Source organism: Maribellus maritimus, assembly GCF_022267315.1.
GTDB classification, from domain to species: domain Bacteria; phylum Bacteroidota; class Bacteroidia; order Bacteroidales; family Prolixibacteraceae; genus Draconibacterium; species Draconibacterium maritimum.
This window is the reverse complement of sequence record NZ_JAIKLE010000016.1, coordinates 119,162-133,701: the sequence shown is the minus strand read 5'-3', so window position 1 is coordinate 133,701 and position 14,540 is coordinate 119,162. Positions and strand designations below refer to the sequence as shown.

Here is a 14,540-nt window from a genome sequence, read left to right as displayed (position 1 = left end):
CAAACCTGGAAGATTTTATTTGTTGGTCATTCTGAACGTTTTTTACTTGGTGTCATTTTGGTTTCGCGGCGCATCTCAAAAATGTCGGTGCTAATAGAATAATCACCGATGAGGTGTTTGCAGAAATAGTCAGCCTTTAGCCAGAAAAAGTATTCTGTGTAGTCGCCAAACCCGTGTCGCTGTCCGGGCATAATAAAAAAGTCGAAACGTTTTTTTGCTTTCATCAATGCGTTTGCCATGCGGATAGTATTCCCGGGATGAACATTATTATCCATGTCGCCGGTTACCAGAAGCAACTTTCCTTTCAGGTTTTTGGCCAGTTCCGAGTTCTTTTCAATATCGTAGATAAATTTTGATTCACCTTTATCATCGATTTCTTCCTTCACGCCGTGATGTTTTTCGCTCCACCAACGGTTGTAGATGTTATTTTCATGGTTTCCGGCAGAAGAAACGGCAACTTTGTAAAAATCGGGATATTGCAGGAGTGCTGCTGTTGACATAAAACCTCCGCCGGAATGGCCGGAAATTCCCACTTTTTCAATATCAATGTATTTATGTTGATCGGCCAATTGTTCCAGTACATATTTTTTGTCGGCCAATCCGTAATCGCGCAAGTCGTTGTATCCGTAATTATGATACCATTTTGAGCGGCTGGGATGTCCACCGCGGTTTCCAAGTGTTACGATAACAAAACCCAGCTGAGCAAAACGATCGGTTCTGTCCATTCTTGATGAAAACGAGGTATTTACCGCTTCGGTTTGCGGGCCAGGGTAAACGTATTCCAAAACCGGATAAAGTTTGGTAGAGTCAAAATCGAAAGGTTTATACATAACACCGTAAATATCGGTAATTCCGTCAGCTGCTTTGGCTTTGAAAATTTCCGGAAATTTGTAACCTGCAGCAAAAAGATTACTCAAATCAGCCGTTTCAAGTTGCATTACCAATTTCCCCTGGTTATCTCTGATTTCTGATGCAGGAGTAGTGTTTACTCTTGAGAAATTATTAATAAAATAACGGTACGAATCGCTCATTTCGGCGCTGTGGTTAAAATCTCCGGGGTTGAGCAGTGTTAATCCCGAACCATCGAAATTTATTTTATAAAGATGTTCGAAATAAGGATTCTCGTCTTTTTCGAGTGCGTTGGCAGTAAAATAGATTACCCTGTTTTTTTCATCTACCTTTAAAATCTCGTTGCAGTGCCACGGACCTGAAGTAATCTGGTTTTTCAAATTTCCTTCACCATCATACAAATAGAAGTGAGCCCATCCGTCGCGTTCCGACCAGTGAATAAATTCCTTCCCGTTATTAATCAAGTGAGGATCCTGGATTTCAACATAGGTATTTAGTCGCTCCTCAACAAGAGTTTTAACCTCACCGTTTTCTGTATTGGCAACACAAACATCAATTTTATGTAAATCGCGACTGGTGCGGGTGAAATAAATTTTATCTGATGACTCTGCAAGCCATTTGCGCGGAATGTAGTCTTTTATCCTTTCTTTGTTGCTTAAGTTAGCCCGGCAAATGTTTAAGGTTTGGTCGGCAAAAGCAGAAACATCAATTTGTTCGCCCTCTTTTTTATCCATATCAAAAACCCAGAGTTCGGCTTGCGGCGCTTCTTTTTCGCCCGGCATTTGGTATTTGTAGGTTTCCAGATCCGGTCGTGGCTGGTTCAACACGTTAATTACCCACAGTGCTTTTACTTTGCGACTGTCGTTGCGTTCCAGTGCAAATTTCTTCGAATCCGGCGACCACAAAATATAAGCACCCCTGCGTTTCTCGCTTTCTTTTTTTATGGTTTTTTCATCATCATTTTCTTTTGGAGTGTAGCCGCCTCCAAAAGCATAATTTTTTTCGCCGTCGGTAGTAAGCTGATGTTCAACAATGGTGGAGTCCTTTTTATCTTCCTCTTCTTCCAATGCTTTCAGAAAGTTTTCTCTATCCATCCAATACAGATTGTAGTCGCGGGCAAAAACTACGTACGAACTGTCGGGTGAAATGGATGCCCACGACGGATGCTTTTTTTCCTCTTTCCAGTCTTCCTGTTCGTATAATTCGCCGCTCGCAATGTTGTATTCAAAATGAAAAACTTTCTTTTTCGGCTTTTCCTTTTTTGGCTTTTTGCCGGCATCTGTTTGGGTTGAATCCTTTTTTTCAGAAGAACTTTCTTCTACTTTTTCTTTTTCTTCGTCCTGAGAACTTGTTACGTCAAATTGAAAAACAGTGTCGTTTTTTTTGAATTTTGGTTTTATGGGTGGCAGATGTTTTCCATCGTACGGGTCTTTTGTTATCCGGGTTAGCATCGCAGCCATTTTATCATTATCAAAAAGAGCTGTTTTTGTTTTTTTATCTAAATCAACCAAATAGAAGAATTCGCCTTCAGATGTTTTATAAGAATACCAGAATTTGTCTCCGGTTTCTAACCAATTGGGATCTACCGAAGTACTAAACACCATTCGTTTTATTTTTTCCGGAGAGAAGCGTTCTGCCAGGCGATAATTAGCTGTGGTAACCGGTTCGTTTTGGGCAATAATTTTCCCGTTTATTAGCAAAATTGCCAATAAGAAAAGAAGTAGATTTTTTCCTTGCATTATTCTGATTTTAGATTAAATATTTCATTTGAAGGGCGTTAAAATAAAAAATTAATTCAAAGCGGAAGCTTTCAAAAATCAGTATTTATGTTTGGAATCGGAAAAGGAAGAATTTTGGGGATAATTTGTGAAAGGAAACTAATTGATAATGTCGTCTAGTTTGACCTGTTTTTCGATTAAATCTTTAAGTGTAACCGAAGTCAAATATTCTGTAATTTTATTGTTCAGTTGTCCCCAGAATCCTCTTGAGGCACAAATCCCTTCACGTTTGCAGGTGTAACTGTGCGAAAGGCAGTCAACAACGCAGACTCCGGGCTCAAAAGCGTTGTGAATATCATTAATTGTAATTTTTTCCGGTTCTCGTGTTAAAATATAGCCACTCTTGCGACCCCCTGCTTTTGTTACTAAACCAGCAACTTTTAAAGCTGTTATAATATGATCGAGATATTTATATGAGATATTCTGGTTTTTGGCAATATCTTTTTGATAGATCCCGTTTTCGGAGTCATTCATAGCAATCTCAAGAATTGCACGGACACCATATCTGGTTTTTGTACTAAACTTCAAAACAGATAGTTGATTATGTTTTTTTCAAATCGTATTTAAAAGCAAATGTAACAAAAACTTCGTCATTTACTTTTATAGTGCCCAATAGTTTTCTGGGTGGTTCAATTTCAAAATCAGACAATTCTAATTCGATATCGCCTGTTAAAACCATTTCCGAATCTTCACAAAAATTAATCGCACAGGGAATTATAAAATTGCGGGTATTTCCGGCGATTGAGATTTTTGTTTTAAAGTTTGTTAGTCCGGTTGCTTCGTCAAAGTCAGCTTTCTCACGTGGCTCTATATCAATTTTAATATAAGGATATTCCGAGGCTTTTACCATACTAAAAAAGTCGTTAAGCATCCTGTTGTTTGGACCGTAAAATTCTTTTACCGGGATTTGTATGTTTTGGTATGTTTCATCTTTTTGAAATAGAGTTTGAGGTTGATTAATTTCAGGATCATAATTAATAAATTCAAATTGATTAATGTTTGATGAGCCCTGAATTAGAATATAATTTAGACAATCTCCATCTACTTTTAATCCGCTTCTTTCGTTTCCGTGATTGATAAACAGGGGAACAATCGAGAGAATTAAAACAGAAATCTGGTATTTCAAAAAGATAAACATTCCGAAATATAAAATTGAAAGGTTGTCCGGAAATCCCGGACAACCAGTTCTACTACCTTTTAATTACTAAAATGCAATACCTGCTTCCAGTACCACTCCATTGAATTTACCTCCATCAATGGATCCCTGAGCAGGTCCCTCGTAATTTTGTGTTACATAGTCAAGTTTTACCACAACATTTGGGGTCATATACCATCCGCCACCAATATTTGTACGGTCAACAGAGGAACCGTCGTTATTGCTTACATTATTGTAGCGTGTACCTACATAAAAGCTGCCCAAACGGTAAAGTGCCTGAACTGCCGTTTGAGTGAAGTGCTGGTCAGCTTCGTTTTTTTCCCCTTTCATGTTTTCATAAATTCCGAAAACTTCCAGCCCATGAAACTGAACAAATACGTTTGCCATGTAGCTGTTCATCTGAGACTGCCCGCTTCCGGGAGACCAACGCCCTGAGCGGAAGTTGTCGCCTTCAGCATCTGCTGTTTGCATTACGTTGTAGTAGCGGGCACCTGCACGATCACCGTCCCATAAATAAGAGCCACTGTGTCCGTCTCCTACATGATACCCGGACAAAGTTGCACGAATACGTAAATCTTCGTTGATATTTTTATCATAACCCAGTTTCCAGTTGAAAACAAGATCTTCGCCTAAATTACCACCACGTCCGTAATTTACGCGTCCGTTGTTGGTCCCAACCAGAGCTAAAAATCCATCTTTTCGGAACAAAATATCAAGGCCGGGATTGGTTGTATAAGCGTCCATAATCCAGTTCCCGACAAAAGGATTGTTTACTACGTTACCATTATTGCTGCGGAAAAAATGAGCATCTCCGTAGTTGGGCATCATTACCCCGGCTCTAATGGTAAGATATTTCATAAGGTTATCACTGGCCGGCAAAAATGGCATGTGATCAATGGTTAAATAACCACCTTCAACCCACGCTTCATTATGGTGACGAGATGACATGTAGTTGTTGATATACAACTGTATACCAGGTGCGAGATCTGCAGTAACGCTTAAACTTGCAGTAGGTAAATTGAAATTATTTTTTAAATCGATAAGTTCAACCGGAGCCTCATGATCCAGAGCTTGCATTTGAAGTGCAAAACCAGCGCCAACTTTTGCTTTCACCTTCTCGAATTCACTCGCCTCTAGTTTGGGTTTTTCAAATTGTTGCCCCAAGGATAGCATACTTATCAAAGCTGCCGATAATAGAACAATTACTTTTTTCATAACTAAAAATTAAATTTATATTCATCAAATTCAGCTGATTGGGTCAGCTTCCAAATTGTTTGTTATTTATTCTCAAGTATAATGTTGTAGGTAACTTTAATCTCGTCTGCTGTTTTTAGCGCGCCCATCATAGCTGTTGGTGGATCAATTTTGAAATCACTCATTTTTAGAGGAACCTCTCCTTCAATCTTTATTCGATTTTGAGTGGCCCTGTCATAAGTAAATTTGAGTCCAACTTCTTTGTCTGTTCCGTTGATGGTCAGCAGGCCTTTTAACTCATAAGAATTTTTGTCGAGGTTTGCAGCTACTGAATTTTCAAGACGGAAATTTATTTCAGGAGATTTATCACTGTTTAGTGCTTTTTGTGTTTTATTGTTCATTATTTTGTTGTTGCTCCTGAGGCTCTCAACCGGACATGTAAAATTCACATTGCTAATTTCTGTAATCGAATTTTCGTTAAAAGAGATTGTCGCATTGCAACTAAATTCTTCGGCTTCTATTTCCCAATCGTGAACAGAGGATGTTCCGGAGACGACCAATTTACTCTCAGAAGGAATGACTTTAAATTGTTGTTGCCCAAAACTTAAAGTGTTTGCAAGCGAAAAGATTAAAACGCTTAGCAGTAAATATTTAAGGTTCGATTTTTTCATAATTAATTTTTTAATCTATTAATCCTATCATTTTAATAGGACAAATATAATATTGTATTTTTTATGCAAATGATGATGAATATCAGTTTTGGGCCTAAAGTGTTCTAAAACATTTCTATTTAACCTTGAGTTTACATTCGGATGTTATCAACATATTTTGACAAGTTAAAATGCCGGAAACATTAGAACTGAATTTATCGTTGAAAAATGAAAGGAGTAAATTATGACGAGTTACTGGAGAACTAAAGTTTTAAAGGTTTTGATTTTGAGTTTTTTAATACTATTCTTTTCCGTCGGTTTAAACGCACAGAAATTTGAAAATCGGCGGATGAATATGGTGGCTGTACAAATCGAATCCAGGGGGATTACGGATGAGAAAATCTTGAAAGCGTTCAGAACTGTTGAAAGACATAAATTTGTTGATCCGGAATTTTTAGCTCTTGCTTACAATGACTCTCCGCTTCCGATTGATGAAGGGCAGACCATTTCGCAACCATATGTAGTGGCATTCATGACTGAATCTCTTGATTTGGATCCAAAAGACAAAGTTTTGGAAATTGGAACAGGTTCCGGCTACCAGGCAGCAATTTTGGCCGAGTTGTGTGATTCCGTTTTTACAATAGAAATTTTTGAGTCGCTGGCGAGGAAAGCGAAAAATCTGTTTAACGACCTGGGATATAAAAATATTATTCCCAAAACAGGCGATGGTTACAAAGGCTGGCCTGAATATGCTCCTTTCGACGCAATAATTGTTACCTGCTCTCCGACACATATTCCTGAACCATTGAAAGAACAACTTGCCGAAGGCGGACGAATGATAATTCCTGTTGGCAAGTCGTATACCCAACAGTTGGTGTTGTTGGAAAAGAAGAAAGGAAAAATCAAAGAAAAGAAAATATTACCTGTTCGTTTTGTGCCTATGTTAGATGAAGCCGGTAGAAAATATTGATTTTAGTGTCTTCTCGTAATAAAATTTGACAGATTATTTGTTATTTTGAATTTAACCAAAAATCATTCAGAATGAGAACTAAACTGTTGCTGATATTCCTGCTTACTCCATTCATTTTTAGTTGTGCTCAAAAAACAGATCCGGCGAGACAATGGTTTATGTACCGTGGAAATTATGCCAGCGGTGTTTTGGACAACGCAAATTTGCCTGAAAAATGGGATACAGAAACTGGTGAAAATATTGCCTGGAAAACATTTATTCCCGGACTTGGCAACTCATGCCCTGTGGTTTGGGGCGATAATATTTTTATAACTACAGCGGTCAGTCAGGCCGACTCGGGAAAGGTTATTACCGGAATTTACGGTTCGATCGCTCCGGTGCAGGATTCCTCGGTTCACGACTGGATTACCTATTGTATTGATAAAAATTCGGGCGAGATAAAATGGCAAAAAACCGCATATTCAGGAATCCCTAAACAAAAACGACATCCGATGTCGACACATGCAAACTGCACTTCGGCAACCAATGGCGAATATGTGGTTTCATTTTTTGGTTCAGAGGGATTGTATTGTTACGACATGAATGGTAACTTGCAATGGAAGAAGGACTTTGGTGTTCTTCAGTCGGTTTTCTTTTTGGTTCCGGGTGCTGAATGGGAATTTGCCAGCTCGCCGTTGATTCACGACAATGTGGTTGTTATTCAATGTGATGTTTTTGAAAATTCATTTTTGGCGGCTTACGACATAAAAACCGGTGGTGAGATTTGGAAAGTGAAACGTGATGAATACCCGGGATGGTGTACCCCAAATGTTTATTATGAAGGAGAAAAAGCCCGAATTGCGGTTAACGGATATAAACACCGGGGAGGATACGATTTTGAAACCGGTGAAGAATTGTGGAAGCAGTCGGGAGGTGGCGATATTCCGATTCCGACGCCAATTGTTGGTGAGAATCTGGTTTACTTTAACAGCGCACACGGAAAGATTTCCCCGATTCTGGCCATTCAGAACAATGCGCGCGGTGATATTACACTGGATGAAAATGAAACTTCAAACGAGTTTGTAAAATGGGGAAAATTGCGAGGGGGTTCCTATATGAGTACGATGCTATTATACAACGGATATTTGTATAATGCAGCCTGGAATGGTAAACTTACCTGCTACAATGCTGTTACGGGGGAAGAAATGTATTCTGAGAAGGTGGGCGGCGGAAATAGTTATACATCGTGCCCTGTTGCTGCCGATGGAATAATTTACATAACCGACAACGACGGAGTAGTATATTCTGTAAAAACCGGGCCTGAGTTTGAGATCCTCCGGGAAAATAAGTTGCACGAAACTGTAATGTCCACACCAGCCATTTCCGATAACTATTTGTTTTTCAGAACGGGGAATCATTTGGTGGCAGTTTCAGGGAAATAGTATTTCAGAAAAATTTGAGGTTAATTTAAGTTTCCGTGATTGCAGGGAATCTCTTTTTATTAATCCGAATAATTGTCTTATTTTCGCCAAATTGTTTATTTACATGAGATCGTATGTGGCTTAGGGTTTCCAGCATTATCCTTCGGAATAAAATTTTATTGCTTATCGTTTTGGCTTTAATTACCGGCTTTTTGGGTTATCATGCACAAAAGGTTGAAATGTCGTACGAATATTCGTCATTGCTTCCCAAAAAGGATCAGGCGTACAAGGACTATCAAAATTTTGTTGAAGTTTTTGGAGAAGAAGGAAATCTGATTGTCATCGGAACACAAGATTCCAATTTTTTTCATCTTGCCCATTTTCATCGCTGGCAAAGGTTGTGCGCCGAACTTTCTGCAATTGATGGCGTGGAAAACCTGATTTCGGTTGCAAATTCCTACAATCTTGTAAAGGATACTGAAAAGAAACAGTTTGAGGTTGTTAAGGTATTTCCCGACACACTGCAATCGCAAAAAGAGCTGGATGAATATGCCACAATTTTGCGAAGTTTACCTTTTTACGACCGGCTTCTTTACAATAAGGAAACGGGTGCTTATCTGCTTGCAATCACTGTAAACAAAGAAAAGATGAAGTCAAAGGAACGGGAAAAACTCATCCGTTCCATTCAAAAAGTCAGTCGTCAGTTTGAAAAAGATGAAGACATAAAATTACACTATTCCGGTTTGCCATACATTCGTGTGGTTAATTCCATTCAAATTAAAAAGGAGCTGTATTTTTTTAGCGTTCTTGCGCTGGCTATTTGTATCATCGTTTTATTTATATTTTTCCGCTCTTTCAAAGCGGTATTTTTTCCGGTACTTATTGTCTTAATTGGTGTGGTTTGGTCGATGGGAATGTTGGCGCTGTTTGGTTTTAAAATAACCTTACTTACCGGAATGATTCCTCCGCTGCTGATTGTGATTGGTATTCCCAACAGTATTTACATGTTGAATAAGTTTCACCATGAGTTTGTAAGCCACGGGAACAAGGTAAAGGCGCTTCAACGGGTAATTATAAAAATAGGGAATGCAACATTTTTAACGAACCTGACAACAGCTTCCGGTTTTGCTACTTTTGTTATCGTAAAAAGTAATTTGTTGAAGGAGTTCGGAATTATCGCCTCTTTAAATATCATGGGGCTTTTTGTTCTTTCCTTATTATTGATCCCAATTATTTTCAGTTTTATTGAGCCGCCTTCGTCAAAGCATGTTAAGCATCTGGATAATAAGTTTATATCAAAGATAATTGCGCAGCTGATAAACATTACTCAAAATCGTCGGAAAATTGTGTACATAGCTACAACAATAATTCTTGCCGCCGGATTTTATGGCATTTCTTTGATGAAAACTTCTGGTTACATGGTTGACGATATTCCTAAAGATGATCCGATATATATAGACCTGAAATTTTTTGAAAGTAATTTCGACGGGCTGATGCCGCTGGAAATTATGATAGATACAAAAAAGCCCAAAGGAGTGATGCAGATGACAACTTTTAGAAAGATCGATCAGTTGGAAACACGACTTGCTGAATATCCCGAGCTTTCATCTTCGCTTTCATTGTTGAATTTGCTGAAATTTGCAAAACAGGGTTTTTATAATGGTCGTGAAAACTATTACAGTTTGCCCAATAACCGCGAGAAAAACTTTATTCTTCAATACGCTCAAACCGGCGAGGAAAATGCAACCCTGCTGCACTCGTTTATGGACAGCACACAGCAGATTACGCGGGTAAGCATCCGCATGAAAGATGTTGGAACCAAACGGATGGAAGAATTGTATGCTGATTTTAAGTCGGATATTGATTCAATATTTACGTCCGATAATTACGATGTTGTTGTAACCGGTTCAAGTGTGACTTCCTTCAAAGGGACACAGTATCTTTTGAAAAATTTGTTTCAGAGTTTGGCGCTGGCAATTTTTCTGATTTCGGGTTTTATGGCCATTATGTTTTCTTCGTGGAGAATGGTAATTATGTCGCTTATTCCAAATGTAATTCCGCTGGTTTTTACCGCGGCAATAATGGGTTATGCCGATATTCCCATAAAAGCCTCCACTATTTTGGTATTTAGTATTGCTTTTGGTATTTCGGTAGACAACACCATTCATTTTTTGGCCAAATACAGGCAGGAGTTAAATGTAACCGGCTGGGATATCGGAAAGTCTGTTGTTTTGGCTTTGAAAGAAACGGGAGTGAGCATGCTTTATACTTCGGTTGTGTTGTTTTTTGGGTTTGGAATTTTTTCGCTTTCCAGTTTTGGAGGGACTGTTGCATTGGGTGTTCTGGTTTCCATTGCTTTGCTGGTAGCGGTTACATCTAATTTAATTTTACTGCCTTCGCTTCTGGCGAGTTTAGAAAGAATAACTACAACCAAATCGTTTAAAGAACCGTTATTACATATTTACGACGAGGAAGAAGATATTGAATTGGAGGACTTGGAGATATCGTACAAAGAAGAAGAAAATAAGAAGTAGCAGGTATGTTTACATTTGAAGAGTTACTTGAGAAAATAAATACCGAAATTCAGAAACGCACGCAGGAACTCAGGAAGAAAGAACCGTTGAAACTGTACGAACCTGTTGATTACACGCTTGAAATGGGTGGTAAGCGTCTGCGGCCGGTTTTGGTTTTGCTCAGTTACAATTTATTTTCTGAAGATGTTTCAAAGGCAATCCCGGCTGCTCTGGGAATTGAGGTCTTTCATAATTTTACGCTTTTACACGACGATATTATGGACAAAGCCGATGTGCGAAGAAACAGGCCCACAGTTCATAAAAAATTCAACGAAAACAGCGCTATTTTATCGGGCGACGCCATGTCCTTTTTAGCCTATGAATACCTGCTCGAAATTGAATCAGTTAGAATTATTGATGTTGCCCGTTTATTCTCAAAAACAGCACTTGAGGTTTGTGAAGGACAGCAGTTTGATATGGATTTTGAAACTCGTCTGGATGTTACTGAAGAAGAATATCTGGAAATGATACGGTTAAAAACGGCAGTTTTACTGGCCTGTAGTCTAAAAACAGGTGCGTTGCTGGCTGATGCTCCGGAGGAGATGGCTAACAAACTGTATGACTTTGGGATTAATTTAGGCCTGGCTTTTCAACTACAGGACGATATGCTGGATACGTTTGGAACCCAGGAGACCTTTGGAAAAAAAATAGGGGGTGATATCCTGGCCAATAAAAAGACCTTCCTGCTGATAAAAGCTATTGAGATGGCAAATTCGGAACAATCAGAGAGACTTCACTATTGGATAAAAAAAGAGGATTTTGTCCCCGGGGAAAAAGTACAGGAAGTTATAGCTATTTATAATCAGATTGGTGTTCAGCAACAAATTCAGAAAAAAATAGATTCATTTTATCTGCATTCGCTTGAAATTTTGGATGAGCTTAAAGTGTCTGAGGATCTTAAAATTCCGCTTAAAAGCCTGAGTAATAAAATGCTCCAACGTGTTTTTTAACAACGTTAAATTTGCCCCAAAAAAAAGGGCTTTTCGTTGTAAAAAAGCAAAACAATACTAAATTTGTTGGGCAGTGAAAAAACTGATAGTTAAAAAACCGATATAAAATCTAAACATAAATGGCTAAAAACATTGGTAAAATCATCCAGGTTATTGGTCCTGTGGTGGATGTTAGTTTCGAACAGGTAGGTAGCGATCTCCCCAATATTTACGATGCATTGGAAGTAGTTAGAGAAGGCAAGGATAATTTGATTGTCGAGTGCCAGCAGCACATTGGTGAAAACCAGATTCGTTGTATTGCAATGGATGCAACCGACGGGCTGAGAAGGGGGATGGATGTAGTTTCAACCGGAAGCCCGATAACTATGCCAAAAGGAGAGGTTTCTTTGGGACGTTTGCTTAACGTGGTCGGAGATGCTATCGACGGATTGGAACAGTTGCCAAAAGAAGGTTTAAATATTCATAACGAACCACCAAAATACGAAGAACTTACTACCGAAACAGAAGTTCTTTATACCGGAATTAAAGTAATCGACCTTATTGAGCCTTATGCAAAAGGAGGAAAGATTGGTTTGTTTGGAGGTGCCGGTGTTGGAAAAACCGTTTTGATTCAGGAGTTGATTAATAATATTGCTCTTGCACACAGTGGCCTTTCCGTATTTGCCGGAGTGGGAGAACGTACCCGTGAAGGAAACGACCTTTTACGGGAGATGATTGAAGCCAATATTGTTGATTATGGAGAAGAATTCAAAGAATCCATGGAAAAGGGGAGTTGGGATCTTTCCAAAGTTGACAACGAAAAAATAAAAAAATCAAAACTGGCCATGGTTTTTGGTCAGATGAACGAACCGCCGGGAGCACGCGCCCGTGTGGCTTTATCAGGATTAACAATTGCTGAGAGCTTGCGCGATGGAGATGGTTCAAAAGGTGGCGGTCGTGATATTCTGTTTTTTGTTGATAATATTTTCCGTTTTACTCAGGCAGGATCCGAAGTATCTGCACTTTTGGGAAGGATGCCTTCGGCAGTAGGTTACCAGCCAACGCTGGCCACCGAAATGGGAGTGATGCAGGAACGGATTACCTCAACTAAAAAAGGTTCTATTACATCGGTTCAGGCAGTTTATGTACCTGCCGACGACTTAACTGACCCGGCACCGGCAACAACATTTGCTCACCTTGATGCAACGACTGTATTAAGCCGTAAAATCTCAGAGCTTGGAATTTATCCTGCAGTTGATCCGCTGGATTCATCCTCAAGAATTTTAACCCCTGAGATTGTTGGGCAGGAACATTACCAGTGTGCACAAGATGTAATTATGTTGCTTCAGCGTTATACTGAATTACAGGATATTATTGCAATCCTGGGTATGGATGAACTTTCAGAAGAAGATAAACTGGTGGTTCATCGTGCGCGTCGTGTACAACGTTTCTTGTCACAGCCGTTCTTTGTTGCTTCTGCATTTACAGGGCTCGAAGGAAAACTGGTTTCAATAGAAGATACTATTAAGGGTTTCAATATGATTATGAATGGTGAAGTGGATAAATATCCGGAAGCTGCATTCAATCTGGTTGGAACCATTGAAGAAGCGATTGAAAAAGGCGAACGGATGTTGGCCGATAATTAATCCTGAATTTGATAAACATGTTTATTGAAATTATTACACCCGATAAAAAGGTTTTTGAAGGAGAGGTAAAACTCGTTCAACTTCCAGGAAGTAAAGGAGGTTTCGAAATCCTAAAAAATCACGCACCCATTATTTCAACTTTGGAAAAGGGAACCCTAAAAGTGGTTGAGGAAAATGGAAAAGAGCAGCTCTTTGAAGTCGATGGTGGAGTAGTAGAAAACAAGGCAAATAAAATCATTGTGTTGGTGGAATCGGTTTAAAAGAAAGTAAAAATTACTATATTACCCTGAAGAATCTAATCTTCGGGGTTTTTTATTTTATGGGGAAAATTAAATACCTTATCATACGATTTAGTTCAATTGGCGACATTGTTTTAACAACACCAGTAATTCGGGGCCTAAAACAGCAGGTAGATAATGCAGAAATTCATTATGTTACCAAAAATAAACACGCTTCTATCGTTCGCTCAAATCCATTTATCGACAAAGTTCATGTGTTGAAGGAAAACATCAATGAATTGCTGGATGAGCTTGAAAAAGAGCAACTGGATTATATTATTGATCTTCACCAGAATTTTAGAAGTAACCGGATAAAAAGTCGTTTAAAACTGCCTGCTTTTTCCTTTGAGAAACTCAATTTTAAGAAGTTTTTGATGATTCAGTTTAAAATCAACCGTTTGCCCGAGAAGCATATCGTTGATCGGTATTTGGATACAGTTTCGGTTTTTGATGTGCAGAATGACCAACAGGGGCTTGATTTTTTTATTCCTGAAAAAGAGCAGTTTGACAAAAACAAGCTACCAAAGTTTTTTCAACAGAGTTTTTTGGTTTTTGTAATTGCAGGCACTTATTTTACAAAGAGGCTTCCTGTTTCCAAAATAATAGAAATTTGCAATGCCGTTGATTTACCGATAATTCTCCTTGGTGGTCAGAACGAAATTCACACGGCAGCCGAAGTGGATTCAGAAACCGGGGAAAACGTATTAAATCTCGTCGGAAAATTAAGTTTGAATGAATCTGCATCGTTGGTTCGTGCTGCCAAACTGGTTCTTGCAAACGATACCGGGCTGATGCATATTGCCACTGCTTTTAAAAAGAAAGTATTATCATTTTGGGGAAATACCGTTCCCGAATTTGGTATGTATCCTTACCAGGCTCACCCCGATTCTAAGATTATCGAAGTTAAAGATTTAAAGTGCAGGCCCTGCTCAAAACTAGGGTTTGATAAATGTCCCAAAAAGCATTTTAATTGTATGAATCAAATAGAAGTGCAGGAGACAGTTCGGTGGATAAAAGAGAATTACTAATTTTCCTTTTTGATTTTTTAACACCTCTTAACGCACTATCATTCTGATTCTCTGTCTTTACTTAAAAAGTACAAAAACGTTTCAGTTGT

12 protein-coding genes are annotated in these 14,540 nt (G+C 38.8%); 7 read left to right on the top strand and 5 right to left on the bottom strand.

Annotated elements, in window-relative coordinates; all coding sequences use genetic code 11:
- Positions 1-26: 26 nt before the first annotated feature.
- The 5 genes from K5G00_RS15410 to K5G00_RS15390 all read right to left on the bottom strand — a co-directional run bounded on the left by K5G00_RS15410 (position 27) and on the right by K5G00_RS15390 (position 5,648).
- Complete coding sequence (locus tag K5G00_RS15410; protein ID WP_238767075.1) at positions 27-2,588, bottom strand: S9 family peptidase; 2,562 nt, start codon at positions 2,586-2,588, stop codon at positions 27-29.
- Positions 2,589-2,726: 138 nt separating this feature from the next.
- Complete coding sequence (locus tag K5G00_RS15405) at positions 2,727-3,155, bottom strand: RrF2 family transcriptional regulator (RefSeq protein ID WP_238767074.1); 429 nt, start codon at positions 3,153-3,155, stop codon at positions 2,727-2,729.
- Between the two features lie 13 nt (positions 3,156-3,168).
- Positions 3,169-3,753: a hypothetical protein gene (locus K5G00_RS15400; RefSeq protein WP_238767073.1), complete on the bottom strand. Its 585-nt coding sequence runs from the start codon at positions 3,751-3,753 to the stop codon at positions 3,169-3,171.
- A gap of 78 nt (positions 3,754-3,831) precedes the next feature.
- A complete protein-coding gene (locus K5G00_RS15395; RefSeq protein ID WP_238767072.1) occupies positions 3,832-4,998 on the bottom strand; it encodes a hypothetical protein in 1,167 nt (388 codons plus the stop codon).
- Between the two features lie 62 nt (positions 4,999-5,060).
- Positions 5,061-5,648 (bottom strand): YceI family protein, encoded by a 588-nt coding sequence (locus K5G00_RS15390; protein ID WP_238767071.1) that lies wholly within the window; start codon positions 5,646-5,648, stop codon positions 5,061-5,063.
- A 265-nt stretch (positions 5,649-5,913) separates the two neighbouring features.
- Between K5G00_RS15390 and K5G00_RS15385 the strand changes: the two genes are divergently transcribed.
- From K5G00_RS15385 to K5G00_RS15355, 7 genes are all read left to right on the top strand, one after another.
- Complete coding sequence (locus tag K5G00_RS15385; RefSeq protein ID WP_238767070.1) at positions 5,914-6,597, top strand: protein-L-isoaspartate(D-aspartate) O-methyltransferase; 684 nt, start codon at positions 5,914-5,916, stop codon at positions 6,595-6,597.
- Between the two features lie 71 nt (positions 6,598-6,668).
- A complete protein-coding gene (locus K5G00_RS15380) occupies positions 6,669-8,018 on the top strand; it encodes an outer membrane protein assembly factor BamB family protein (protein ID WP_238767069.1) in 1,350 nt (449 codons plus the stop codon).
- Between the two features lie 113 nt (positions 8,019-8,131).
- Positions 8,132-10,531: an efflux RND transporter permease subunit gene (locus K5G00_RS15375; protein WP_238767068.1), complete on the top strand. Its 2,400-nt coding sequence runs from the start codon at positions 8,132-8,134 to the stop codon at positions 10,529-10,531.
- 5 nt (positions 10,532-10,536) lie between these two features.
- Positions 10,537-11,520 carry a polyprenyl synthetase family protein gene (locus K5G00_RS15370; RefSeq protein ID WP_238767067.1) on the top strand — a complete coding sequence of 328 codons (984 nt, stop codon included), beginning with the start codon at positions 10,537-10,539 and terminating at the stop codon, positions 11,518-11,520.
- A 119-nt stretch (positions 11,521-11,639) separates the two neighbouring features.
- Entirely contained in the window at positions 11,640-13,145 is a 1,506-nt protein-coding gene (atpD, locus tag K5G00_RS15365; RefSeq protein ID WP_238767066.1) for a F0F1 ATP synthase subunit beta, read from the top strand.
- Between the two features lie 17 nt (positions 13,146-13,162).
- A complete protein-coding gene (atpC, locus tag K5G00_RS15360) occupies positions 13,163-13,405 on the top strand; it encodes an ATP synthase F1 subunit epsilon (protein WP_238767065.1) in 243 nt (80 codons plus the stop codon).
- A 59-nt stretch (positions 13,406-13,464) separates the two neighbouring features.
- Positions 13,465-14,451: a glycosyltransferase family 9 protein gene (locus tag K5G00_RS15355; protein WP_238767064.1), complete on the top strand. Its 987-nt coding sequence runs from the start codon at positions 13,465-13,467 to the stop codon at positions 14,449-14,451.
- The last annotated feature ends 89 nt before the right edge of the window (positions 14,452-14,540 follow it).

What these genes read in the sequence shown, in the direction of transcription:
- K5G00_RS15410 (WP_238767075.1), bottom strand. Translation starts at nt 2,588, where the DNA reads ATGCAAGGAAAAAATCTACTTCTTTTCTTATTGGCAATTTTGCTAATA.
- K5G00_RS15395 (WP_238767072.1), bottom strand. Translation starts at nt 4,998, where the DNA reads ATGAAAAAAGTAATTGTTCTATTATCGGCAGCTTTGATAAGTATGCTA.
- K5G00_RS15390 (WP_238767071.1), bottom strand. Translation starts at nt 5,648, where the DNA reads ATGAAAAAATCGAACCTTAAATATTTACTGCTAAGCGTTTTAATCTTT.
- K5G00_RS15380 (WP_238767069.1), top strand. Translation starts at nt 6,669, where the DNA reads ATGAGAACTAAACTGTTGCTGATATTCCTGCTTACTCCATTCATTTTT.
- K5G00_RS15375 (WP_238767068.1), top strand. Translation starts at nt 8,132, where the DNA reads ATGTGGCTTAGGGTTTCCAGCATTATCCTTCGGAATAAAATTTTATTG.
- K5G00_RS15370 (WP_238767067.1), top strand. Translation starts at nt 10,537, where the DNA reads ATGTTTACATTTGAAGAGTTACTTGAGAAAATAAATACCGAAATTCAG.
- atpD (WP_238767066.1), top strand. Translation starts at nt 11,640, where the DNA reads ATGGCTAAAAACATTGGTAAAATCATCCAGGTTATTGGTCCTGTGGTG.
- atpC (WP_238767065.1), top strand. Translation starts at nt 13,163, where the DNA reads ATGTTTATTGAAATTATTACACCCGATAAAAAGGTTTTTGAAGGAGAG.
- K5G00_RS15355 (WP_238767064.1), top strand. Translation starts at nt 13,465, where the DNA reads ATGGGGAAAATTAAATACCTTATCATACGATTTAGTTCAATTGGCGAC.